Annotated in this window: 21 protein-coding genes and 1 pseudogene; 8 read left to right on the top strand and 14 right to left on the bottom strand. The window is 71.2% G+C overall.

Annotation, left to right across the window (positions count from 1 at the left end; all coding sequences use genetic code 11):
* Nucleotides 1–42: 42 nt before the first annotated feature.
* From AC3IX6_RS39880 to AC3IX6_RS39860, 5 genes are read right to left on the bottom strand one after another with little or no spacing between them, the layout of a single operon-like run.
* A complete protein-coding gene (locus tag AC3IX6_RS39880; protein WP_489371857.1) occupies nucleotides 43–1,308 on the bottom strand; it encodes a beta-ketoacyl-[acyl-carrier-protein] synthase family protein in 1,266 nt (421 codons plus the stop codon).
* On the bottom strand, nucleotides 1,305–1,955 hold the full coding sequence (locus AC3IX6_RS39875; protein WP_489371856.1) for a beta-ketoacyl synthase chain length factor: 651 nt from the start codon (nucleotides 1,953–1,955) through the stop codon (nucleotides 1,305–1,307). Before AC3IX6_RS39875 ends, AC3IX6_RS39880 begins: the two co-directional genes overlap by 4 nt.
* Complete coding sequence (locus AC3IX6_RS39870) at nucleotides 1,952–3,106, bottom strand: beta-ketoacyl-[acyl-carrier-protein] synthase family protein (protein WP_489371954.1); 1,155 nt, start codon at nucleotides 3,104–3,106, stop codon at nucleotides 1,952–1,954. Before AC3IX6_RS39870 ends, AC3IX6_RS39875 begins: the two co-directional genes overlap by 4 nt.
* A 14-nt stretch (nucleotides 3,107–3,120) precedes the next feature.
* Entirely contained in the window at nucleotides 3,121–3,378 is a 258-nt protein-coding gene (locus tag AC3IX6_RS39865; protein WP_489371855.1) for an acyl carrier protein, read from the bottom strand.
* The gene (locus tag AC3IX6_RS39860; RefSeq protein ID WP_489371854.1) at nucleotides 3,375–3,647 is read right to left on the bottom strand and encodes an acyl carrier protein; all 273 of its coding nucleotides are present in this window, start codon (nucleotides 3,645–3,647) and stop codon (nucleotides 3,375–3,377) included. Before AC3IX6_RS39860 ends, AC3IX6_RS39865 begins: the two co-directional genes overlap by 4 nt.
* Nucleotides 3,648–3,722: 75 nt before the next feature.
* Here AC3IX6_RS39860 and AC3IX6_RS39855 point away from each other — a divergent pair, with 75 nt between their 5' ends.
* On the top strand, nucleotides 3,723–4,370 hold the full coding sequence (locus AC3IX6_RS39855) for a 4'-phosphopantetheinyl transferase family protein (RefSeq protein WP_489371853.1): 648 nt from the start codon (nucleotides 3,723–3,725) through the stop codon (nucleotides 4,368–4,370).
* An 86-nt stretch (nucleotides 4,371–4,456) separates the two neighbouring features.
* Here AC3IX6_RS39855 and AC3IX6_RS39850 read toward each other — a convergent pair whose 3' ends face one another.
* A complete protein-coding gene (locus AC3IX6_RS39850; RefSeq protein ID WP_489371952.1) occupies nucleotides 4,457–5,893 on the bottom strand; it encodes a class I adenylate-forming enzyme family protein in 1,437 nt (478 codons plus the stop codon).
* Nucleotides 5,894–6,354: 461 nt separating this feature from the next.
* Here AC3IX6_RS39850 and pabB point away from each other — a divergent pair, with 461 nt between their 5' ends.
* The gene (pabB, locus tag AC3IX6_RS39845; RefSeq protein WP_489371852.1) at nucleotides 6,355–8,523 is read left to right on the top strand and encodes an aminodeoxychorismate synthase component I; all 2,169 of its coding nucleotides are present in this window, start codon (nucleotides 6,355–6,357) and stop codon (nucleotides 8,521–8,523) included.
* Nucleotides 8,520–9,410, top strand: a complete 891-nt coding sequence (locus AC3IX6_RS39840) for an aminotransferase class IV (protein WP_489371851.1) — start codon at nucleotides 8,520–8,522, stop codon at nucleotides 9,408–9,410. Before pabB ends, AC3IX6_RS39840 begins: the two co-directional genes overlap by 4 nt.
* Nucleotides 9,411–9,605: 195 nt before the next feature.
* Here the strand turns inward: AC3IX6_RS39840 and AC3IX6_RS39835 are convergent.
* Both AC3IX6_RS39835 and AC3IX6_RS39830 read right to left on the bottom strand, forming a co-directional pair.
* Nucleotides 9,606–9,863: pseudogene (locus AC3IX6_RS39835) on the bottom strand (hypothetical protein); the annotation flags it as partial.
* Between the two features lie 397 nt (nucleotides 9,864–10,260).
* Nucleotides 10,261–11,031 carry a GbsR/MarR family transcriptional regulator gene (locus AC3IX6_RS39830; protein ID WP_489371850.1) on the bottom strand — a complete coding sequence of 257 codons (771 nt, stop codon included), beginning with the start codon at nucleotides 11,029–11,031 and terminating at the stop codon, nucleotides 10,261–10,263.
* A gap of 234 nt (nucleotides 11,032–11,265) precedes the next feature.
* Here AC3IX6_RS39830 and AC3IX6_RS39825 point away from each other — a divergent pair, with 234 nt between their 5' ends.
* The gene (locus AC3IX6_RS39825) at nucleotides 11,266–11,937 is read left to right on the top strand and encodes a DUF4097 family beta strand repeat-containing protein (protein WP_489371849.1); all 672 of its coding nucleotides are present in this window, start codon (nucleotides 11,266–11,268) and stop codon (nucleotides 11,935–11,937) included.
* A 396-nt stretch (nucleotides 11,938–12,333) separates the two neighbouring features.
* Here AC3IX6_RS39825 and AC3IX6_RS39820 read toward each other — a convergent pair whose 3' ends face one another.
* The 4 genes from AC3IX6_RS39820 to AC3IX6_RS39805 all read right to left on the bottom strand — a co-directional run bounded on the left by AC3IX6_RS39820 (nucleotide 12,334) and on the right by AC3IX6_RS39805 (nucleotide 15,171).
* Nucleotides 12,334–12,531, bottom strand: a complete 198-nt coding sequence (locus tag AC3IX6_RS39820; protein WP_489371848.1) for a hypothetical protein — start codon at nucleotides 12,529–12,531, stop codon at nucleotides 12,334–12,336.
* A gap of 618 nt (nucleotides 12,532–13,149) precedes the next feature.
* Nucleotides 13,150–13,893, bottom strand: coding sequence for a class I SAM-dependent methyltransferase (locus AC3IX6_RS39815; RefSeq protein WP_489371847.1), 744 nt, complete (start codon nucleotides 13,891–13,893; stop codon nucleotides 13,150–13,152).
* 216 nt (nucleotides 13,894–14,109) lie between these two features.
* Nucleotides 14,110–14,568, bottom strand: coding sequence for a DUF2871 domain-containing protein (locus AC3IX6_RS39810; protein ID WP_489371846.1), 459 nt, complete (start codon nucleotides 14,566–14,568; stop codon nucleotides 14,110–14,112).
* A gap of 231 nt (nucleotides 14,569–14,799) precedes the next feature.
* The gene (locus AC3IX6_RS39805; protein ID WP_489371845.1) at nucleotides 14,800–15,171 is read right to left on the bottom strand and encodes a DUF4267 domain-containing protein; all 372 of its coding nucleotides are present in this window, start codon (nucleotides 15,169–15,171) and stop codon (nucleotides 14,800–14,802) included.
* Nucleotides 15,172–15,265: 94 nt separating this feature from the next.
* Between AC3IX6_RS39805 and AC3IX6_RS39800 the strand changes: the two genes are divergently transcribed.
* Complete coding sequence (locus tag AC3IX6_RS39800; RefSeq protein WP_489371844.1) at nucleotides 15,266–15,847, top strand: TetR/AcrR family transcriptional regulator; 582 nt, start codon at nucleotides 15,266–15,268, stop codon at nucleotides 15,845–15,847.
* Between the two features lie 10 nt (nucleotides 15,848–15,857).
* On the opposite strand, the gene AC3IX6_RS39795 is transcribed toward AC3IX6_RS39800, so the two are convergent.
* Nucleotides 15,858–16,268, bottom strand: a complete 411-nt coding sequence (locus tag AC3IX6_RS39795) for an IPT/TIG domain-containing protein (protein ID WP_489371843.1) — start codon at nucleotides 16,266–16,268, stop codon at nucleotides 15,858–15,860.
* A gap of 214 nt (nucleotides 16,269–16,482) precedes the next feature.
* Between AC3IX6_RS39795 and AC3IX6_RS39790 the strand changes: the two genes are divergently transcribed.
* The 3 genes from AC3IX6_RS39790 to AC3IX6_RS39780 all read left to right on the top strand — a co-directional run bounded on the left by AC3IX6_RS39790 (nucleotide 16,483) and on the right by AC3IX6_RS39780 (nucleotide 19,184).
* Nucleotides 16,483–17,670 carry an NAD(P)/FAD-dependent oxidoreductase gene (locus AC3IX6_RS39790; RefSeq protein ID WP_489371842.1) on the top strand — a complete coding sequence of 396 codons (1,188 nt, stop codon included), beginning with the start codon at nucleotides 16,483–16,485 and terminating at the stop codon, nucleotides 17,668–17,670.
* 693 nt (nucleotides 17,671–18,363) lie between these two features.
* On the top strand, nucleotides 18,364–18,561 hold the full coding sequence (locus AC3IX6_RS39785; RefSeq protein WP_489371841.1) for a serine protease inhibitor: 198 nt from the start codon (nucleotides 18,364–18,366) through the stop codon (nucleotides 18,559–18,561).
* A 131-nt stretch (nucleotides 18,562–18,692) separates the two neighbouring features.
* Entirely contained in the window at nucleotides 18,693–19,184 is a 492-nt protein-coding gene (locus AC3IX6_RS39780) for a hypothetical protein (RefSeq protein WP_489371840.1), read from the top strand.
* A gap of 181 nt (nucleotides 19,185–19,365) precedes the next feature.
* On the opposite strand, the gene AC3IX6_RS39775 is transcribed toward AC3IX6_RS39780, so the two are convergent.
* Nucleotides 19,366–20,031, bottom strand: a complete 666-nt coding sequence (locus tag AC3IX6_RS39775; RefSeq protein WP_489371839.1) for a class I SAM-dependent methyltransferase — start codon at nucleotides 20,029–20,031, stop codon at nucleotides 19,366–19,368.
* Nucleotides 20,032–21,670 lie beyond the last annotated feature (1,639 nt).

Below are 21,670 nucleotides of genomic sequence, written 5' to 3'. Positions count from 1 at the left end.
GGCTGGTGCGGTGGTTCCGGTGCGGGGACGGTGCCGTGCGGGTCAGACCGCCTCCGGGGCCCTGCCGAGCACGAGGCTCACGTTGTGGCCGCCGAAGGCGAAGGAGTTGGACACCGCGGCCTCGGGCGCCGCCGCGCGGGGCGCGCCGCGGACGTGGTCGAGCGCGCAGGCCGGGTCCGGCCGGTCGAGGTTGGCCGTCGCCGGCAGGCTCCGGTGGTGCAGGGCGAGTACGGTCGCCGCCGCCTCCACCGCGCCCGCCGCGCCCAGCAGGTGGCCGATGGCGCCCTTGACCGAGCTGACCGGCGGCCCGTCCTCGCCGAACACCGAGCGGACGGCCCGCGCCTCGGCCAGGTCGCCCACCTTGGTGCCGGTCCCGTGGGCGTTGACGTAGCCGATGTCGCGGGGGGACAGCCCCGCGTCCGCCAGCGCGCGCCGCATGGCGTCCGCCGCGCCCTCGCCGTCGGGCCGGGGCGAGGTCGGGTGGTGGGCGTCGCTGGTCGCGCCCCAGCCCAGGACCCGCCCGTAGGCGTGCGCCGAGCGGGCGCGGGCGTGGGCGGCCCGCTCCAGGACGAGGACCCCGGCGCCCTCGGCCAGGACGAAACCGCTCCGGTCCAGGTCGAACGGGCGGCTGGCCGCCGCCGGATCGCCCGTCCCGGCGCGGGCCAGCGCGCGGGCGTTGCCGAAGGAGGTGGCCACGGAGGGGGCGAGCGCGGTGTCGGTGCCCCCGCAGATCACCACGTCCGCGGTGCCCTCGCGGATCAGCCGCAGTCCCTCGGCCACCGACATCGCCCCCGCCGCGCAGGCCGTGGCGATGGAGCTGCTGAGTCCGCGGACGCCGTGGCGGATCGCGATGCGGGCCGCCGCCATGTTGGGCAGCATGCCGGGAAGGAGGTACGGGCTGACCGCGGCCCGGCCCCGCGCGGCGCGGGCCACGGCCTGCTCCTCGTACGTCGCGAGCCCGCCGGCGCCGGTGGAGACCACCACCGCCACCCGGTCCGCCGCCACGTCCTGGCCCACCGTCAGCTTGGCGTCGCCGAGCGCCTCGTCGGCCGCGGCCAGCGCCATGAGCACGAACCGGTCCACCGACCGCGCTTCGGTGCGCGGCAGCAGGTCCAGGGCGGAGATCTCGGGGGCCACCCCGGCCACGTCGGCGCCGGTCGCGGCCCACGCCTCGCCCTCCAGCCGGCGCAGCCCGGAGCGCTGGGCCGCGAGCCCGTCCACGAAGGCCGGTACGCCGATCCCGAGCGGGGTGACCAGTCCGATCCCGGTGACCCAGACGTCGTACTGCTCCCGCAGGCCGCTCCTCACGACTCCTCCCCGGCGAACGGCGCGAGGTCCGGTGCCCCGTCCGGCGCGGCATCCGGCGCGGGCCGTACGAGCAGGGCGCGGGCGCTCGCGGGCGCGCCGTCCGGGCCCACCTGCTCCACGAGCAGCAGCAGCGCCTCGTCGGCGTCGCCCCCGTCGACCAGGAAGCGGGTGACATCCAGGGCCTCGCCCAGCGGATCGGCGCTCGCCGCGTCGGGGCTGAAGCAGATCACCGGACCGGCGAGCCCCCAGCGCTTGGCGATGTGGCCGACCACCGCGTTGGGCACGGACTGGAAGAACAGCAGGGGCGCCGCGGGCCGGCCGGCGTCCACGGCGACCGCGGTCGCCGTGTGCGTCTCCAGGTCGCCGCCCCGGGAAGCCAGCACGATCGCCGTACGCCCGGCCCGCCGTACGAGCTCCTCCGCGCCGGAACCGGCCGGCTCCGCGCCGGACTCCGCCGCGCCGGGAGCCCCGTACACCTGCTCCAGGCAGCGGTCGGCGGCGGCCGAGGCCATCGGGCTGAAGGAGGAGACGGCGAAACCGGCCAGCGGCACCGGCAGTGCGGGGTCGCCCGCGGCGGGCCAGCCGCCCTCCGCGAGGACCTCCACGGCGGCCGCGGAAGAGGGGATGAGGGTCGGGGACGCGGTCATGGCGCGCTCACCACCAATGCGGTGTTGGCCCCGCCGAAAGCGGCGTTCAGGCTGAGGACGTGCCGGGGGGCGACCCGGCGGGGCGAGCCGAGGACCAGGTCCAGGCGGCAGTCGTCGTCGGGCCCCAAGTGGCCGGCGTTCACGGGGAGTTCCCCGCTGCGCAGGACCAGCAGGGTGACGGCCAGTTCGAGCATTCCGGAGGCCTCCAGGGAGTGCCCGTGGAGGGACTTCGTGGAGCTCACCGGGGTGCTGTCGACGGCCTCCCCGAGGGCGAGGCGCAGGGCGGCGCTCTCCGAGGAGTCGTTGGCGGGCGTGCCGGTGCCGTGGGCGTTGACGTAGCCGATGTCCGCGGGCGTCAGCCCGGCCCGGTCCAGCGCGGCGCCGATGGCCCGCGCCATCCCCAGGCCCCCGGGGTGCGGCCGGCACACGTGGTGGGCGTCGCCGGCCATGCCCCAGCCGGACAGGACGGCGAGCGGCCGGGCACCGCGCGCGGCGGCGGCCCGCGCGGACTCCAGGACCACCGCGCCGACGCCGTCGCCGAGCAGCAGGCCCTTGCGGCCGGAACTGAAGGAGCGCAGGACGCCGTCCGGGGAGAGCGCCCGCCCGGCGGAGAACAGCGCGAAGTTGTCCTCGTCCACGAGGTAGCCCGCGGAGACGACCACGCGCTCTTCCCGGCCGGTGCGGATCCGTACGGCCGCCTCGGAGACCGCCGTACTCGCGGCGACGCAGGCGTTGGTGTACGTCCGGGCCGCGCCGAGCAGCCCGCAGGCCCGCGCCAGGGCGGCCGCGGTGTCCGAGATCGCCGACTTGCCCTGCACGGCCAGCGGCCCGCGGGCCACGGCCGGATCGGCGTGCCGGCCCAGCAGCAGCGGAGCCTGCGCCCGCTCCGCCGGCGACAGGCCGGCCTGCTCGCAGGCCTCCTCCACGACCCGGCGCAGCTCCTCGTCCAGGTCGGGAGAGCCCGGCAGGACGGCGGCGACGCCCGTGCGGTACCGGTCCGTGGCGAACCGCCCGACCGGTCCGAACGCCGCCCGGGAGGCGGCCAGTCCCCGCCCGAGGGCCGCTTCGCCGCGGCCGAAGGCGCTGGTGACGCCGAGCCCGGTGATGACGACCGCGCGGTCGGTGCGGTCCGCCTGGCCGGTCCGGTCCACCTGGTCCGCCCCGGTCACGAACCGCTCCCGCCCGCCGCGGGGGCGGCCAGGGCGCCGGCCAGCACCGCGACGGCGCCGTCGACCGTGTCCATGGCCTCCAGCTCCTCGTCGAGGTCGATCCGGATGCCGTACCGCTCCTCGACCACGTGCACCAGCCAGGCCAGCTGCAGGGAGTCGATCCGCTCGCCCACCTCGCCCGGGGCGCACTCGTCGTGCTGGGCCAGCAGGGCGATCACCTCCGGGCGGCCGGGGGCGGGGGACCGGCCGCTCACGCCGAGCCAGCCTGGGCCGCGACCTGGGTCCGGCGCTGCTCGACCTGGGAGACGAACTCACCGACGGTCAGGGTCTGCAGGGCCTCGACGTCCTCGTCGGAGAACTTGACCCCGTACTCCTCCTCGACCTGCATGACGAGTTCGGCGGTGGTCAGCGATTCCAGCTCCAGGCCGTCGTCGCCGATGGGGGTGTCGTCCGTGACCCCGGCCGTGTCGAGGTTCATGGTTTCGAGGGTGTTCACTACGAATGCGCGCACAGGGGTGCTCATGAACTGGCTCCTTGTATCAGTGTTCGTACGGGTGTTCAGGACGTGGCCGGGCACCGGGGACGAGTGGGGGTGTCGGTGTCCCGTGTAGAGGTGTGGCTCGCGGTCCCGGTCGGTGACCAGCGCAAGCACGCGCACGCGCTGCTGCGGCGGGCCGCGGCGGCGGTACTGGGCGTCGGGCCCGAGGGCCTGGCCGTGGCCCGCGAACCGGGCGGACGGCCGTACGTGGTGTCACGGCCCGGCGCCGCGGACCGCGGGTCGCGGCCGCCGGTCCGGGTGAACGTGAGCGTGAGCCACACCCGCGGTCTGACCGCGGTCGCGGTCTGCACCGGCGGAGACGTGGGCGTGGACGTGGAGCCGGCCCGCGAGCTCCCGGCGGTGGCCCTCGCCCGGCGCTGGTTCGCCGAGGAGGACGTCCGCTGGATCGAAGGCCACGCACCCGCCCTGCGGGCCCGCGCCCTGCTGTGGGTCTGGACGCACAAGGAGGCGCTGGGCAAGGCGGTCGGCACCGGGCTGGCCGGCGGAGGCAGGCTGCGGCCGGTTCCGCTGCCCGCCTCCGGCCTGCCGCCGGAGCCCGCCGGGCATCCGGTGAGCCTGCGGGAGATTTTCCCGGGCGCGGGCCTGACCAGCGCCGTTCCCGGCGGCCCCGAGGGCTACGTGCTGTGCGTGGCGGGCGGCCCGGGAACCGAGGGCGCTCCGGTGTCCGTCACCCGCGTGGACGGCTGAAGTCCGGCACGGCGTCCCGGGGTTCCCGCGCGGCGCTCCAGAGTTCTGGTGCGGCGTGACGGGCTGCCCGTGCCGCTCCACCGGGCTCACACCTGTTCCAGGGCGGCGGCAGCCCGCAGCGCGGCCGGGTCCCGTACCGGCTTCCCGGTGGTCGTCCGGGGCAGGGCGGCCAGCACGTGGATGCGGCGCGGCAGCTTGAAGCCGGCCACCCGCTCGGCGAGCAGGCCCTCCACGGCCCGTGCCGTGACGCCCTCGCCGAGGACCGCGTAGGCCTCGATGGCCCCGTCGTGGACCACCACCGCCTCGCGGACGCCGGGCAGTTCGGACAGGGTCCACTCGACCTCGGTGAGGTCGACCTTGAGCCCGCCGACCGACACCTGGGAGTCCAGCCGGCCGACGATGGCGAGCAGTCCGGTCTTCGGGTCGAGCGTCCCGGCGTCGCGGGTGCGCAGCCAGCCGTCCGCCCAGCGGTCCGGAGCGGCCGGTCCGAGGTACGGGCTCACGGGCCGCCGTACGAGGAGCTCGCCGTCCACGACCTTCGCCTCGATGCCAGGAGCCGTGCGCCCCGTGGCCGGCCGGGAGGCCCCGGACAGGTCGGCCGCGATGACGCCCGTCTCCGTCATCCCGTACACCTCGCCCAGCGGTACGGAGTACCGCGCGGCGAAGGCCTCGGCGACCCCCGGCCGCACCGACTCGCCGGCGGATATGGCCCCGACCAGCTGCGGCAGCGGCGGGGGAGCGGAGACCGAGGCCAGCAGCTGCGCGTGGAACGGCACGCCCGTGATCACGGTCGGCGCGGTCCGCGCGGCCACGGCGGCGAGGATGCCGTCGGCGCTCATCCGCTCCGGCAGCACGATCTCGACGCCCGCGTGCAGGCTGTGCAGGACCCCGGCCATCAACCCCATCGCATGGATCAGGGAGTTGAGGACCACGATGCGGTCGCCCCGGCGGGGCATGCCGGGGATCAGGGTGTAGCGGTGGACCTCGGCGACGAGGTCCGCGGCCGTGCGGCCGATCACCTTGGAGGGGCCGGTGGAACCCGAGCTGAGCTGGACGAGCGCGTGCCCGCTCGCGGCCGGGCGTCCCTCGGGGTACGGCTCGGCCACGGCGTCGACCGTGTGGAAGCCGCGCAGGACGCCGAGGCGCACCGGTCCGGCAGGCCGCACGAGGAACTGAGGGGCCGTCCGGCGCAGTGCCCGCTCGCTCTCGTGGGCGGTCAGCCGGTGGTCGAGCAGGATCACCTGGGCGCCGGTCCGCCAGGCGGCCAGCAGGTGGGTGAGCAGCGCGAGCGACGGGGGCAGCTGGAGGGCGACCGATCCGCCGCGGCGCAATCCGGCCTCCGCCAGCTCCGCGTGGCGGGCTGCTACCTCGCGGCGCAGACCGGCGCGATCCAGCCGTTCGCCGATGTGCACCGCAGGCTCGGCGTCGTCGTGGCCGGCGTGCAGGAGCAGCTCGTCGACCCAGCTTCCGTCGTGCTGTTCCGGATCGGTTGTCCCGGGCCAGGGGCCCCCGAAATCGCTGATCACGAACAAACATCTCCCCGTTGCACTGCCCCGTTGTGCTGCTGATTCACCCTGACTGGCTCAGCAGTTCCGCATAATAGAAACGACCCCTCGGGGACTGTCAAGCGTCATATGCAAAGCGCGACAGCATTCTTGCGGAATTGCGAATTCCTACTGCCGAGTTGCCTTGTGGGGCCGGTCTCGGGGTGCGGAAAATGTTTGACTGAACAGGGACTCCCTGTAGGGTCTGCCCGTGTTGAACGGGGAGATCAATCATTCCCAGATTTCCCTGGCGGGGAATCGGGAGCTCAGGGCCGGGTATCCATTGACCGGCTGTAGCGCCTGCGCGCGGCGCCGGTTTATCCGGGAGGCCATCGAGGCGATCTTTCCCGGGCTGCGTAGTCCGTCCGGAATTCAGTCATCAGATCTTTCTATCGGATCCGGCTGTCGAATCCGTCCCTCCATGACCTCGTGAGGTGAGCATGCGCACTCTCCTGGTGGATAATTACGACTCCTTCACCTTCAATCTGTTCCACCTCCTTGCGGAGGCCAACGGGCAGGAGCCCGTCGTCATCCGCAACGATGAGCCGGGATGGAGAACCAGCCATCTGGAGGAGTTCGACAACGTCGTCCTGTCTCCCGGACCCGGCACCCCCGAGCGCCCGGAGGACTTCGGCGTCTGCACCGAGATCGTCCGCGCGGCGGACCGCCCGGTCCTCGGCGTGTGCCTCGGCCACCAGGGCATAGCCCACCTCGGCGGCGGCTCCGTCCGGCGGGCCCCCGAACCCCGGCACGGACGGGTCTCCCCCGTGGAGCACTCCGGGACGGACCTCTTCGCCGGGATCCCCTCGCCCTTCGACGTCGTGCGCTACCACTCCCTCACCGTGGCCGACCTGCCCGAGGACGTCTTCGAGGCCACCGCGTGGGCGCCGGGCGGCATCCTGATGGGCCTGCGCCACCGCGAGCGCCCGCTGTGGGGCGTGCAGTTCCACCCGGAATCCATCAGCAGCGAGCACGGACTGCTGATGATGCGAAACTTCCGCGAGCTCACCGCCCGCTGGCAGGAGGAGCACCCCGCCGCGCGGCCCCTCGCCCCGGCCGCGCCCGCCGCCGCACCCGCCCGCCCCGCCCCGAGCCGGCACCTGCGCGTCCTCACCGAGCGGCTGCCCACCGCATGGGACCCCGAGATCGTCTTCGACGAGCTGCTGCGCGGCGGGAACCACGCCTTCTGGCTCGACAGCAGCCGCAGCGACGGCACCACGGGCCGCTTCTCGATCATGGGGGACGCCTCGGGCGACCTCGCTCGCGTGGCCACGGCCGACGTGGCGGCCGGTACGGTCACCGTCGTGTCCGAACGGGACGGCGTCCGCAGCGCGCAGGTCGCGCAGCGCCCCTTCTTCGACTGGATCGACGAGGACCTGAAGTCCCTGCGGGTGGACCTGCCCGACCGGGCCGAGAACCCCTGCAACTTCGCCCTCGGCTGGGTCGGGTACCTCGGCTACGAACTGAAGGCGCAGTGCGGGGCGGGCCCGGTCGTCCACCGCTCGCGGCAGCCCGACGCCACGATGGTGTTCGCCGCCCGCGCCCTGGCCTTCGACCACCTGACCGGCACCACCCACCTGCTGGCGCTGGCCCCCGCCGACCCCGTATCCGACGACGCCGGGGCCCTCGCCCTCGACGGCTCCGCCCGGGCCTGGCTGCACACCACCGCCGGACGGCTGCGCGCCCTCGCCGGCAAGGCGGCCGACGCCGAGGTGCCCGCGCAGCCCCTGGACGCCGGCGACCTGAGCCTGCGCCACGACCGGGACGCCTACCTGGACCGCATCCGGCGCAGCCAGGAGGACATCGCCGCCGGCGAGACCTACGAGGTCTGTCTCACCAACGAACTGCACAGCGAGGCGAAGGTGGACCCCTGGGAGGGCTACCGGTTCCTGCGCCGCACCAGCCCGGCGCCGTTCGCCTCGCTGCTCCTCTTCGAGGACCTGGCCGTCCTCAGCACCTCGCCGGAGCGGTTCCTGCGCGTCACCGCCGCGGGGCTGGCCGAGTCCAAGCCGATCAAGGGCACCCGGCCGCGCGGAGCCACCGCGCAGGAGGACGAGGCGCTGATCGCCGATCTGCGGACCAACGAGAAGGACCGCTCCGAGAACCTGATGATCGTCGACCTGGTCCGCAACGACCTCGGCCGGTGCGCGGAGGTCGGCTCGGTCCACGTGCCCAAGCTGTTCGACGTGGAGACCTTCGCCACGGTCCACCAGCTCGTCAGCACCGTACGGGCCACCCTGCGCCCCGGAGTGAGCGCCGTGGAGTGCGTGCGCACCGCGTTCCCGGGCGGTTCGATGACGGGCGCCCCTAAGATCCGCACCATGCAGATCATCGACGACCTGGAGGAGGGCCCGCGCGGCGTGTACTCCGGAGCGATCGGCTACTTCTCCCTGTGCGGCGGCGCCGACCTCAGCATCGTCATCCGCACCGCCGTCGTGACGGACGAGGGCATCCGCTACGGAGTCGGCGGCGCCATCGTCGCGCTCTCCGACCCCGCCGACGAGTACGAGGAGACCATCACCAAGACGACCCCGCTGCTCCGCCTCCTCGGCAGGGGCTTCCCCGGCCGCGACGCGTCGGCATCCGCCGACCACCCGGTGTCCCGTTGACCGGGCCGACCGGGCGGACCGCGCGGACCGAGCCGAGCCCGCAGCCCCCGCCCGCCCCACCGGGCCGCGCCGACCGCCTCTTCGCGCTCACCCGGTACGGAGCCCTGCGCGAGGTCCCCGCGACGGACGCCCCGGGCACGCTCCTCGCCGCGGACTCCTGGCTGGTCGACGACGGCCGGGTCCGCGCCCTGGACCGGCACCGCCACCGCTTCACCACCACCTGCACCGAGACCGCCGGCGTGCCCGCCTCACTCCTGGGCACCTTCTGGACCGCGATGGAGGCCCTGCTGCCCCGGGAGGCCGGCGACTGGTTCCCGCGCGTGGAGCTGGAGACCGTGTCCCCGGACGCCTCCCCGGACACGGAACTGCCCGGCGGCCACCGGCTGCTGTACCGGCTGCGGCCCGCGCCCGCGCGCTCCACGACGGCCAGGGTCTGGGGACTGGCCGTCTGCGATCCGCGCCGGACACCCCGCCACAAGGGGCCGGACCTGGGCGCCCTGGCCGAGGTCCGCTCCAGGGCCACGGCGGCGGACGCCGACGAGGCGCTCCTGGTCACCGCGGACGGAGTGGTGCTCGAAGCGGCCAACTCCTCGCTCCTGTGGTGGGAGGAGGACGTCCTGTGCCATCCGCCGGCGGAGCTCCCCGTGCTCCCCGGGGTCACCGCCTCGCTGCTGCTCGACCGGGCGGCGCGCACGGGCGTGACCGTACGGCCCGTCAGGCGCAGGCTGTCCGCGCTGGCCGGACGCGAGGTCTGGGTGGCCAACGCCCTCCACGGCCTGCGCCCCGTCACCGCCTGGACGGGAGGCTCCCTCCCGGCCGGCGACCCGCTGCACGCCGCCGCGTGGCAGAGCTGGCTGGACGGCCTGCGGACCCCGCTCCCGGCGTGAGCCCGCTTCCGGCAGGCCAGATCGCCGGAGAGCACGGCCTGGTACAGCTGCTGGAGCGGAGCGGACGGCTCCAGCCCCAGTTCGCGTACGAGCGAGGCCCGCAGCTTCTGGTAGGCCTCCAGTGCGCGCCAGCCCCCGCCCGAGCCGGTGCAGGGCGCGCATCAGCTGCCCGCAGAAGCCCTCGTGGAGGGGATGGCGGGCCGCCAGCACCCGCAGTTCGGGGATCACCTCGGCGCAGCGGCCGAGCCGGATGTCGTCCTCGATGCGCCGCTCCAGGGCGGCCCGCCGGCACCTGGAGCAGGGAGCCGCCGAACCGGGTGACGAGGACCTCCTTGGCGTCGAGCGCCGGGTCCGATCCAGGGCGGTGCCGATCTTCCGGCGCAGCTGGAGGATGTACGTCTGCAGCGTCGTGGTGGCGCTGCGGGGGATGTTCTCGCCCCAGATCTCCTCCATCAGCGTCGGCACGGTGACGACCAGGCCGACCTCCAGGTCGCGGCGTGACGCCCCCGCCGGAGGCCCAGGCGGGCCACTTCGTGGCCTTCAAGCGCCACGTGCGGGCCGAAGCGGTTCCGGGCGAGGCCGCGTTCGTCCTGTCCGACCAGGGCGTGACCGTCCTGCGCGGCGCCGGCAGAGAGAGCCTGGTGCGACTGCTCGACGGCAGCCACACCCTCGACGCGTTACTCAGGGCCGCCTCGGCGACCATGCCGGTCGCCGAGGCGGGGCGGGCGCTGCGGAGCCTCGCGCAGGCCAATCTGGTCGGGTACCGGCACGGCGGCGCCGACCCGGCCGGCGGGGACACCACCCTGGCCCAGGTGAAGTTCAGGGGAGAGACAAAGGGGCCCGCCCGTCCTCAGGCGGAGTCCTCCGGGGACCGCGGACCGGTGGCGCCGGGTGCCCCGTCGGCGGGCGGCGCGGGCTTGGTGTGGAGGACCTCGCGGGCCTGCTCCGCGGCGCGGGTTATCCCCTCGCTCACGAAGTCGACGAAGCGGGCGATGTTTTCGAGGCGGGTCGCGGCCGGCGTGCCCGGACCGAGGACGCCGACACCCTGCCGGGCCGTCTCCACGAGCAGCGTGTGGGCGCGGGCGCTGGCGATCATCCCCTGGTACCAGACGTCGTCGTCGACGACGTAGCGCTCGCGGCGGCCCTCGTCCGGCTCCCGGCGGACGAGGGACTGGCCTTCGAGGAAGGTGATGGCCTTGGAGACGGACGCCGGGCTGACCTGGAGGCGCCGGACGAGTTCGGACGCGGTGAGACTGCCCGCGTCGGTGGTGTAGAGCGCGGCCAGCACCCGCGCCGTCATCTTGGACAGCCCCGACTGCATGAAGATGCCGGCGAACGTCTCCTCGTACGCGCGCACGGCCTCGGCATCGCGCCCGTCGGCCTGCGGAGAGGCCTGCGGCCCCCGGGGCGCGGACTGCCTGCTCCGGTGGGCACGGCGTTCGGTGGCCCGGTGGGCCAGGTCGGAACGGTAGGAGGCGGGACCGCCGTTGCGCATCACCTCGCGGGTGACCGTCGAGGTCGGCCGGTCCAGACGCCGCGCGATCTCCGCGTAGGCGAGCCCGTCGGCCAGCCCCAGCGCGATCTGCTGACGCTCCTGCTGCGTGAGTCTGCCTCCCGGCACCGTGATCTCCCTCTGTAGGCCCGCGATGCTCCCAGCATAGCGTTCACTCCCAGTCCATTGCAACGTACGGGGCCCGCGCGTTGCATTGAATCGTAAATCATTGCAACGATAATAGGTCGTTGAACTGCATGAATCTGCAATCTGCGCAACGAGCATGTTGCCGAGTATTGGAATGCAACGTAGCTTTTCCGTTGTCGGAAACAAGCGGCACATCGAAGCGCACAGGAGAAGACCATGCAGAAGTTCGCCACCACCGCCCCGATCGCCGCCGTCCTCGACATCCCCGCCGGCCGCATCCGCCTCATCGCCGCCGACCGGGCCGACACCACCGTCGAGGTCCTGCCCGCGGACGCCTCGAAGGGCCGCGATGTGAAGACCGCGGAGCAGACGACGGTCTCCTACGCCGACGGTGTCCTGCGCATCGAGGTCCCCGGGGCGATGAACCGGATCCTCGGCGCCGCCGGGTCCATCGAGGTCAATGTCCAGCTCCCCGCCGGCTCCCGCATCGAAGCCAAGGCGGCCGCCGCCGAGTTCCGGGGCGTCGGACGGCTCGGCGACGTCGCCTTCGAGGGCGCGCAGGCCTCGGTCAAGCTCGACGAGGCCGCGAGCGCCCGCCTCACCGTCCAGGCCGGCGACATCGCGGTCGGCCGCCTGGGCGGTCCCGCGGAGATCAGCACCCTGAAGGGCGACATCAGCGTCGCCGAGGCCGTGCGCGGCACGCTCGTGCTGCGCACCGAGTCCGGCGAGATCTCGGTCGGCGCGGCCGCCGGATCCTCCGCCTCCCTGGACGCGGGCACCTCCTACGGCCGGATCCACAACGCACTGCGGAACACCGGCGCCGCCACTGCCGACCTGGCCATCCACGCGACCACCGCCTACGGCGACATCACCGCCCGCAGCCTCTGAGCCTCGCTTTGGCCAGGGGGAAGACCCTCGTGGAGGGCCTGCTATCCCCCGTACGGGTGGAGGGGGGATCAATAGTGCGAGACACCCGGGAAGGGCGCCAGAGGATCTCCGCACCTGAGATTCGAAGGCTTCGGCGATTGCCCAGATGGCGGGCGCTAATGCTCACGGATTGTGTTGATCGACAAGGCGTACCGCAAGAGACTGCGGCCCTCGATCGGCCGATCATTGATCGGACCACCCATGGCGACCCCTGCGCCCTCCGTGCGATGGTGGAGCCCTGCAATACCTCGCGGCCACTTAGCTGAGGTATTCCTAAGTACAGCGAAGGGGCCCCCGGCCTGCAAACCATGAGGGCCCCCTGCTGTCACTGCGGTGTCGACTCCTGGCAGGTGGTGGTTACCACCGCCAGGGGGCGGCCCAGTCGGGCAACTGCCCCAGGACCAGCAGCGTGCAGTACACGGCCCAGGCGACGGCGGCCCACACCTTGGCCACCTTCAGGACCTGCTCCGAACGCGGGGACCGCGCCGGCGCTTCGTACTTCTGCGCCCGGGGTGAGCGCGCACGCCTCGACTTCTTGCGGGTGGTTCGTCCCATAAGGGGGACTCCCCTTTCACCTCAACTTCCCTGGTGCGTCCAGGGCCGCCGGGCTTCTCAGCCCGCGCGTCGCCCAGAAGCCTTCCGGCCCTGAGGGAAGTGCGATGAACCGCTAGGAGAAGCACACCACATGAGCCCCTGTCAGAGATAACGAGCGCAGATAGCGCTCCGTGGAGGCACTGAGTGCCAGGGGTCACTCACCGCGAGCGTTACACCTGACTATCCATGAAAAACCGATGTGATTCGCCTCACAAGATGAGGCAAAACCCATACCGGCAGGGGAGTGGGCCCGTTCCTCAATCCGGAATGCCGCGCCGCATTCGATCATCATCAGTCACAGGCAGTAACGGTCGGTGATCATGGGGGGAATTCGGGTGAGGCGTAGATCACAAAGGCACATTCCTCATTTTCGCGGCTTATTGCGCCCGACTGGGAGAAAAGCACCTTCGCTTCGGACGTTTCCGCCGTGCCGGGTCCGCCCGATTCTGATTACCCCATGTGAGTACCGACGCCCTTTCCGGTAGCCCTGTAACCCCCTTTCGGGGACCGCCGAACCGCCGACGGCCCGGCCCCGGGAAACCCCGGGGCCGGGCCGTCACCGCATCTGCCGACGCGCCGTCAGGCGCGGCAGCGCAGCATCTCCAGCGGGGGGTTGTCGGCGAGGTTCGCCCAGTGCTCCGCACCGAACTCCTGCACGCCGGCCTCCGACACCGTCACCGGGATCCAGGTGAGCTCGCTGAATCCAGCCGCCTTCAGGGAGGTCTCGTACACCTCGCGGCGCGGGAAGTTCGCTTCGAACGAGACCGGCGGGTCGAGCAGCGCCGTGGTCCGCACCTTGAACCCGACCTCGACCTCCTCGCCGGTCAGCTCGGTGCGGAAGCCGTACTTCTCCGGAGTCGGCCCGTCGAAGCGGTAGTCGGGCGACTGGTTGATCAGGAAGAGCTCGGCGCCGGGCTTCAGGCTCCGGTGGATGTTGCGGCACATCCGCTCCGTGGTGGCGATGTCCGCGGAGTAGTTGAGGAGCTGGACGGCCAGCCCGATGTCGAAGGGCTCCTCGAAGGACCGCAGCTCGGCCGCGTCGCCCACCTCGTAGCGCACGCCCAGGGTGTCGCGCTCCTCGATCGCCTGAGCCACGGCGACCATCTCGCCGGAGATGTCGATCCCGAGAACGTCGGCCGCGCCGCGCCGCTTGAGCTCCCGGCTGTAGAAGCCGGTGCCGGACGCCAGGTCGAGCACCGACTTGCCCGTCACGTCCCCGACCAGGGCCAGGAATCCGGGCACGATCGCCCACTGTTCCAGCGGAAGGGCCTTGAACCCCTCGTACGCCTCACCGATCTCGTCGTACTGCTCCTGTGCACTCATCGTGCTGTCCTCCCCGTTGGTTTTCACCGTGCAAGAGGGCCTGCCCCGCCCGTGAACGCGACGGATCAGGCCCTCTGACCGGCAGTCTCTCCCAAACCGACAGGTCATCAGGCCTGGCGAAAACCACAAGAACCGCCCGTTCCTCCCGGCCTCCCGTACAGCCGGCGCCGGTTCAGGAGGCCGCGAGCGCGACGCACATCCCGCCGAAGGCGATCGTCAGACCGAGCTGTTCACCGGCTCGGTCTGCTCGGTCTGCTCGGCCCGAGGGGTGTCGTGCTCCTTGACCCGCTTCCCGAGCAGTATGAAGAACAGAACGAGCCCCACCGTCAGAACGATGTGACCCAACCCTCCCACCAGGGAGAAGAGTTCGGGAACCTCGTTGCCGAGCACGGTCTGGGTTCCCCGGTAGAGCATGCTGAGGCAGGTGACGGAGAGGCCCGCGTTGTAGACCCAGAAGAAATGGGTGAACTGCTTCGCCCCGGACAGTCCGAACACCTTGTCGAGGCCGAGGACTATGAGGAAGACCAGCATGCCCAGCGAGAGCAGATGCGTATGAAGGGTCGAGAGCTGGGACTCGCCCTCGAAGTCGTTGATCTTGACCATCTCGCGGTAGTACAGCCCGGAGATCAAACCGATGATCATGTATATGTGCGCCGCGACGTATGACTTCCGCATCCCCGTGCCCGCTCCCTGCTGATCCCATGCCGCCCCTGACGGTGGCCATTGAAGCACCTCACGTCGCCCGTTCGGCGGAATCGACGGCCTCACTCAAGCCCGGTTCGAGCAAGATTCCACAGCCCCTGGCCCCACCCGCCACCGTCGGCCCCGGGCAGCGGCGGGCGTCGTACCCGAAGCGCGCCCCCTGACCTGCAGCGAACCAGGCGGCGGAATCTCTCGGCCGGTTGCTCAGAGGGCGAACAGCAGGCCGGCGCTGAGCAGGACGACCACCGCCGTGGCGAAGTGGATGCCGTACGCGGCGGCCTTGGTGCCGCCGTGGCGCAGCACGATGAACGTGTCGCCGAGGGGCGTGAGGGCGACCGTCAGCATGAACCAAGCCGCGGCCTGGGCATCGGAGAAGGAGAGCAGGGCGAGGCCGATGACGCCGGATGTCAGGTCGCGCAGGCCCTTGATGGTCAGGTATGCGGTGTCCCCGTCGCGCTTGGCCGGCACGCCGTACCCGGCCGCCGCGGCCTGAGGGCTGATCAGGAAGCGTGCGCCGATGAAGACGACGAAGAGAGTGAGGACGACGGCCAGGCCATAGGCGACGGTGGTGAGCATGTTCCCCTCCAGGACCAGAATCTAGCGCCGCTAGCAATAGGAGTGACGCTAGCAGAGCGTCGAAACAAATCCTAGCGATGCTAGAATATTCCGTATGACGATGCAGACGCGCCGAGAGCGCGACCGGGCGGAACGGGAGCGGCTGATCATCACCGAGGCCCGCGAACTGGCCGAGGCCGAGGGTTGGGAAGCCGTCACCACACGGCGCCTGGCCGAGCGGGTCGAGTACAGCCAGCCCGTGCTCTACAGCCACTTCAAGGGCAAGGAGGCCATCGTGGCCGCGGTCGCGGTCGAAGGCTTCGCAGACCTCGCCGCCGAACTGCGCACGGCCCGTACCACCGCCCCCCAGGGCCGTGCTCTTGCCGAGGTCAGCGCCGCCTACGCCGCCTACGCGGACCGGCGGCCCGCGCTCTACGAGGCCATGTTCGGCCGGCGCGTCAGCCTGTCCTTCGCCACCGCCGAGACGCCGGCAGCCCTGCACGCGGCCTTCGGCGAACTGCTGGAAGCCCTACGGCCAGTGGCAGCAGAGGACGAGGACTTGGCCCTGCTCACCGAGACGTACTGGAGCGCCCTCCACGGCCTGGTCACCCTCATGCAAGGCGGCCGACTCCCACGCGAACACCACGACCGCCGCCTCGCGCTGCTCCTCGGGCGCTTCTCCAGTCAGAGCGGCTGACCGCCGGACCTCAGCCGAGATACGTATACCCGAGCCCATTGCTCAGCCGTCCACACGCGGTGCCCGCGTAGACGGAGACGACCGCCGCCGTGGGCCACGGGGGCGCGACGGCGACGACGGTGGTGTCACTGACCACGACCACCTCCGAGCTTTCCCGCCCCGCGAAACACCCGTCGGCCCCCACGGTGCCGAAGAACACCCGCGTAGAGCCGCCGAGGCCGGCGCCGCTCAAGGTGACCTGCGTACCGCCGCTCCGCGGTCCGGCATCCGGCCGAAGCGCGACGAGCTCCCCCTGCGTGCCCCCGACCGCGACCGCACAGCGCCCGGGCCCGTCCCCCTCGGCCCGCGCCGCGGACTGACCCAAAGGCAGGAGGCACAGAAACACCACAGCGAGCACGATCCCGCTCCGGGTACGCGTCATGACAACCCTTCGGGCGGAGATGGAAACCGGAGGAACCCCGGCCCGCCCCATCATGAGGACCGAATACGCCCTAAATCCAGCACAAACACCCCATGTTCCGCCGGGTCGGTAGCGATTCCACCCGGTGACGCAGGTCACACATCCGGACCTGTCACACGATCCAGCCCACCGGTGTCTTGTGCCCAGAACCCCATCGAAGCGCTGGAGAGACACGATGAACGCGTACGAGAACACCGAAGTGGTTGTCATCGGCGGCGGATACGCGGGCGTCATGGCCGCGAACCGCCTGACCCGGCGAGGCGACGTGACGGTGACTCTGGTCAACCCCCGCCCCGACTTCGTCCACCGCGTCCGCCTGCACCAGCTGGTGGGCGGTTCCGACGCGGCGGTCATCGCCTACCGCGACGTCCTGGCGGAGGGCGTCCGCCTGGTGGTCGACACGGTGACCCGGATCGAGGCAGACGACCGCAGCCTCACGCTGACTTCGGGCACGACGCTCGGCTACGACTACCTGGTCTACGCGGTGGGCAGCGCCAGCGCCGACCCGACCGTGCCCGGAGCAGCCGCACACGCCTACCCGATCGCCACCCTGGAGGACGCGCAGCGGTTGATGCCGGCCCTTGACGAGGCGCCCACAACCGCGGCGGTGACGGTCGTCGGGGCAGGCCCGACGGGTATCGAGACGGCGGCCGAACTGGCCGAGCAGGGCCGCACGGTCACTCTGGTCTGCGGCGGGATCCTCGGCCCGTACCTCCACGCCCGCGGCCGCCGCACGGTCGCGACCCGGCTGGCCCGCCTCGGCGTGACGGTCCTGGACGGCCCGGGCACGAAGGTGACGGCGGTAACCGCCAACACGATCGAGCTCGCGGACGGCCGCGAACTGCCCAGCACGGTCACGATCTGGACCGTCGGCTTCGCCGTCCCGGACCTGGCCGTCCGCAGCGGCCTGACCACCGACCCGCTGGGCCGCCTCCTCACGGACGAAACCCTGACCAGCATCGACGACGCACGCATCGTCGCCGCCGGCGACTCGGCGGCCCCCTCGGGCCTGCCGCTGCGGATGAGCTGCCAGGCCGCCATGCCGATGGGCGCACGCGCGGCTGACACGGTCCTGTCCCGGATCGCCGACGAGCAGCCCGCTCCCCTCAACCAGCCGTTCGCGGCGCAGTGCATCAGCCTGGGCCGCAACGCCGGGATCTTCCAGTTCGCCAACCGTCTGGACGCCGCGGTCTGGTTCAACATCAACGGCACCCTGGGCGCGAAGCTCAAGGAGACCGTCTGCAAGGTCATCCCCAAGCACCTCGCCGACGAAGCGACCAAGCCCGGCGCCTACACCATGCACCTCAAGTCAGGAGCCACAGCCCGCCGCCAGCGCCTGCAAACCACCCACCAGACGGCTTAGGAGCGAAGAGCTGCTGTGATCGGGGACGAGTTCCTTGCACTGATGGTCGAGAGGATCCCGGAACCCAGACCGTTCCTCGAGGAGCGGTACGACCTCCCCCCTTCCCCCCGGCGGGGAGTCCTGCAGCCGGCGCTACTGGCCGACCCCTTGGACGAGGACCTGCTAACGGCCTCCCAGCCCTCCTGCAGGTGACCGAGCCCAGTCCCTATCCACCCCTCAAATTGAAGCACCACGACGCGACGTTCCCCCTCACGGCACGGCAGCCGGCCGGGGAGCCAATTCTGTGACGACTGGGGCAGGTGGAGCCCCCCAGGTGTCCTGTTAAGACCTGTACTTAGGGTCTTGAGATGATCCAGCCTCTCTCTGGTCCTCCTACGTGGAGGCATCCTCTTGCCGCGTTCCTCATGACCTTGGTGATATCTGCCTGCTGGTACGGGCTTAGCCGGTCCCTCAGGGATGTGTTCTGCTGCACGGAGGAGGGACCAATGGGAAGGACGCGTATAGGCAGGCCCTTGAATCGGGAGTGTGTGAGGAGCCGGCGCGCTGGAGGACTCGGATCGAGTAACCCGGTTCATGTCTGCGGAGGGCGAGCAGAACGCCGCAACGGCACAGCGGGCTGGTCGTGAAGGCGCAGCCAGAAGGCGGCCTGTAGCGTCGAACGGGAGCCGAACCGACCATGACCCTGGAGGGGCGATGGATGAGAAGAGCGTGTGGCCAGAGCTATTGGGGGAGTCGGCGGAGGAAGCCGGCAGGCAGATCCAGGCGGAGTTCCCGGAGATCGCGGTCCATGTGGTGCCTGAAGGCAGCATGGTGACGATGGACTTCAACGAGCACCGGGTGAGGCTGTTCGTGAAGCACGGCAAGGTAGTAAGGGAACCCAGGCGCGGGTAGCGGGCCGTAGGCCCGGTCCCAGCAAATCCGGGTTTCTGCCAGTGGCCGGGGCATTCGGAAGGCTTCCTTTCAGCTACCACATTCAAGAAGTCTTCGGGCATATTTCTGACGAGCTCCGATAGAGTAAGAATATGGAGGAATACCTGGAAGGCTGGAGCGACTTCAATGTCGCCATGATGGGAGCAGCGGGTGCGCTCGCCGGCCTCGTGATTGTGGCGGCAAGCGTCAACATCGCTGAGGTCGTCAAAGCTCCATCGCTCGCATCACGACTGGCTGGCGGCATCGCAGGCCTCGTCCTGGCCCTCTCGGGTGCGGCAGTGGGGCTAGTCCCCCAGGTCTCGCCGATGCCCTACGGTTCGGCGATGGCCACACTCGCAGTCGGCGCAGGCTTTTTGCAGGTGCAGGCAACGAGACGGATCTACGAGAATTCCCACCCCGATAATCAGATGAAGTTCGCTAAGTCTGCCGTCGGCTTCCTGGCACCTCTCGCATACCTCGCCGGTGCCGTGCTTCTTGTCGCAGGTTCCCCCCAAGGCGTTGCATGGTTCGCCGCCGGCTCCATCCTCGCAATCATCACCGCACTTGTTATCTCCTGGATTGCACTGGTCGAAGTTCTGCGCTAACGAGCGAGAAGCCTTCCGCCCCCATCCCCGAAGGCCCGCCGCCACTCCCTCCTGGGCGCTTTCTGAGTACAGCGCAGAACTCTGACTCGGAGCGAAGCGGAGAGCCAACGCCCTAGAGGCCGGCTTTGGGCCGGCCTGGCTCTGTCCACGAGATCGGACAGCGCTGGCAGTTCGGGTGGTGCTACAGGGGGACGGTCTGGGTGACGCGCCACAGCCTCCGGGGAAGCCCGCCTTCCTCGAACGCGGCGACCTCATCGAGCGTCCAGTTCTTGGCGAGGGTGTCGACCAGGTCGCGGGGGAAGAAGTGGACGGCGAAGCCGCCGTGTTCCCAGATGTCGTCTCCGTGCCCGGTACCGGCCTGGTAGTGGGCGTCCCCGGTGTGGCGGACGGTGTAGACGAAGGATCCGCCCGGCCGCAGTACCCGTCGCACTTCGGCGACCAGGCCGTGGATCTCCTGGGTGGACAGCGCCATGCAGAGCAGCATGTGCGCGAACACGGCATCCACCGAGGCGTCCGCGAGCGGCAGGGGCTCGCGGACGTCGTGGACCGCCGTGGTGACCAACCCGGCCACGCCCTGGGCCGCGGCGACCTCGCGCAGCTGATCGAGACCCACCGGGCTGAAGTCGGTGGCCATCACGGAGAAACCTTCACGGGCGAAGTACAGCGCGTCACGGCCGTGGCCGGCACCCAGCTCCAGCACCTCGCGGGCGTCGGCGGCTCGGAAGACAGCAGCGGCACGGATCGCCGGCTCGGACGGCTCCGCACCGTACATACCGGGATGCTCGCCGTAGGTCTGCTGCCAGTGCGCCCGCTGAACCTCGGCAAGCCCGTGCTCCGACTCAGACACTCTGACACTCTCCTGACCAGGCCGACATCGAACAACCAGCCCCCTCAGCCAACCCTAAGGGCTGTCCCGATATCGGCGTCCTGTTCGACGTAGGGTCTGCGGGACGGTGTGGCTGGTGCTGCTGTCTCGGCGAGATGAGAGGGCATCGTTGGACCCGAACCCCGTCTGCTGCTTCTGCTATCAGGTCATCGATCTCGACCAGGACGGGGCAGCGACCGACCTCAGGCTCGGTGCGGTTGCCCCGGTGCGAGGCGGTGCCGTGCGGCAGCAGGTCTATTCACACTCAGACTGTCTGCGCGAACAACGATCTGTGGTTTGAGCTCTGAGGCCAGGCTGACCTCCAACGATCCCAAGCGCGCAGCGCTCGGGTACCCATGGGGGGCCAACGGCCCCCCATCCCGGAGGGAAGCGGAGGGAAGCGGAGGGAAGCCTCCTCCGAAGGAGGAGGCTCTGGCTGCGAAGCAGCCCCCCCCCCCCCCCGAGCTTAGCGAGGGCCTTCAGTCCCAAGCGCGCAGCGCTTGGGTACCCATAGGGCCAACGGCCCCTATGCCGGAGCGAAGCGGAGGGATACCCCCTCCGAAGGAGGGGGCCCTGGGCTGCAAAGCAGCCCGCGCCGAGCGCAGCGAGGCGTCTCAGTCCCAGGCGCGCAGCGCCTGGGTACCCATGGGGGGCCAACGGCCCCCCATCCCCGAAGCGAAGCGGGGGGACACCCCCTCCGAAGGAGGGGGTCCTGGCTGCGAAGCAGCCCTCCGAGCGCAGCGAGGGGCTTCCATCCTAAGCGCGCAGCGCTTAGGCACCCGCTCCGGGGAGCGCAGCGAAACCCGGAGCTAGTCCGGCCCGAAGGGCCGGCCACAGCTCGGAGCTGCAGGATTGGTTTGGCTGGATGGGGACAAGTCCTGAGGGTGTTCGGCGCGTAGCGTGTGGTGGATGGGGAGTCGGGGGAAGTCGCTGATGGATAGGTACTTGGCGGTCGAGCGGGCGTATGGGGCTGGGTTGCCCTTGACTCGTTTCCAGAGGTGGGTGGTAAAGCACCCGGTCCGGCTGGGTGTCTATATCGCGGTTCCTGTCGGTCTTGGGGGTGTGCTGTTAGCGGATGAGCCGGGTGGGGTGGTGGTGGCGTTGATCGCCGGGCCGTTCCTGGGGACCATCTATACGGGTGTGGCTATCGCCGACCGGGCTGTGCGGGTCCGTTTGAGGCGGCGGATGGGGTTCAGGGACGAAGGATGAGCCCGATGTGCACACCACCCGCCACGCACTACTGCTGCTAGCAGGGCCCGCGGAGCGGGCCTTGGCCCTGGAGGCGAAGCCGTAGGGCCCGGAGTGGAAGCGCAGCGGACACTCTGACTGGCCGAAGGCGTGGACCGCGTGAAACGGGGTCACCTCCCGTGCGTAGCACGGGGAGCCCTGGCCGGCGAAGCCGGCCCGTTGCGTGTGGAGCGCAGCGCAACACGCAACCCAGCTCGAAGCGAAGCGGAGAGCTCCGGCCGAAGGCCGGCCCCGGGCTGCGAAGCAGCCCCGCCGAGCACAGCGAGGCGGTTCGTTGCCCCAGAGCGAAGCGGAGGGGCAGGCGCGAAGGCGCCTCGGCTGAGCGCAGCGAGGCCGTTCAGTCCTGAGCGCGCAGCGCTCAGGTACCCGCTCC

Source organism: Streptomyces sp. GL_141, from assembly GCF_057834385.1.
Note: the sequence above shows the minus strand (reverse complement) of the source record. Positions and strands in the feature narration are given on the sequence as shown.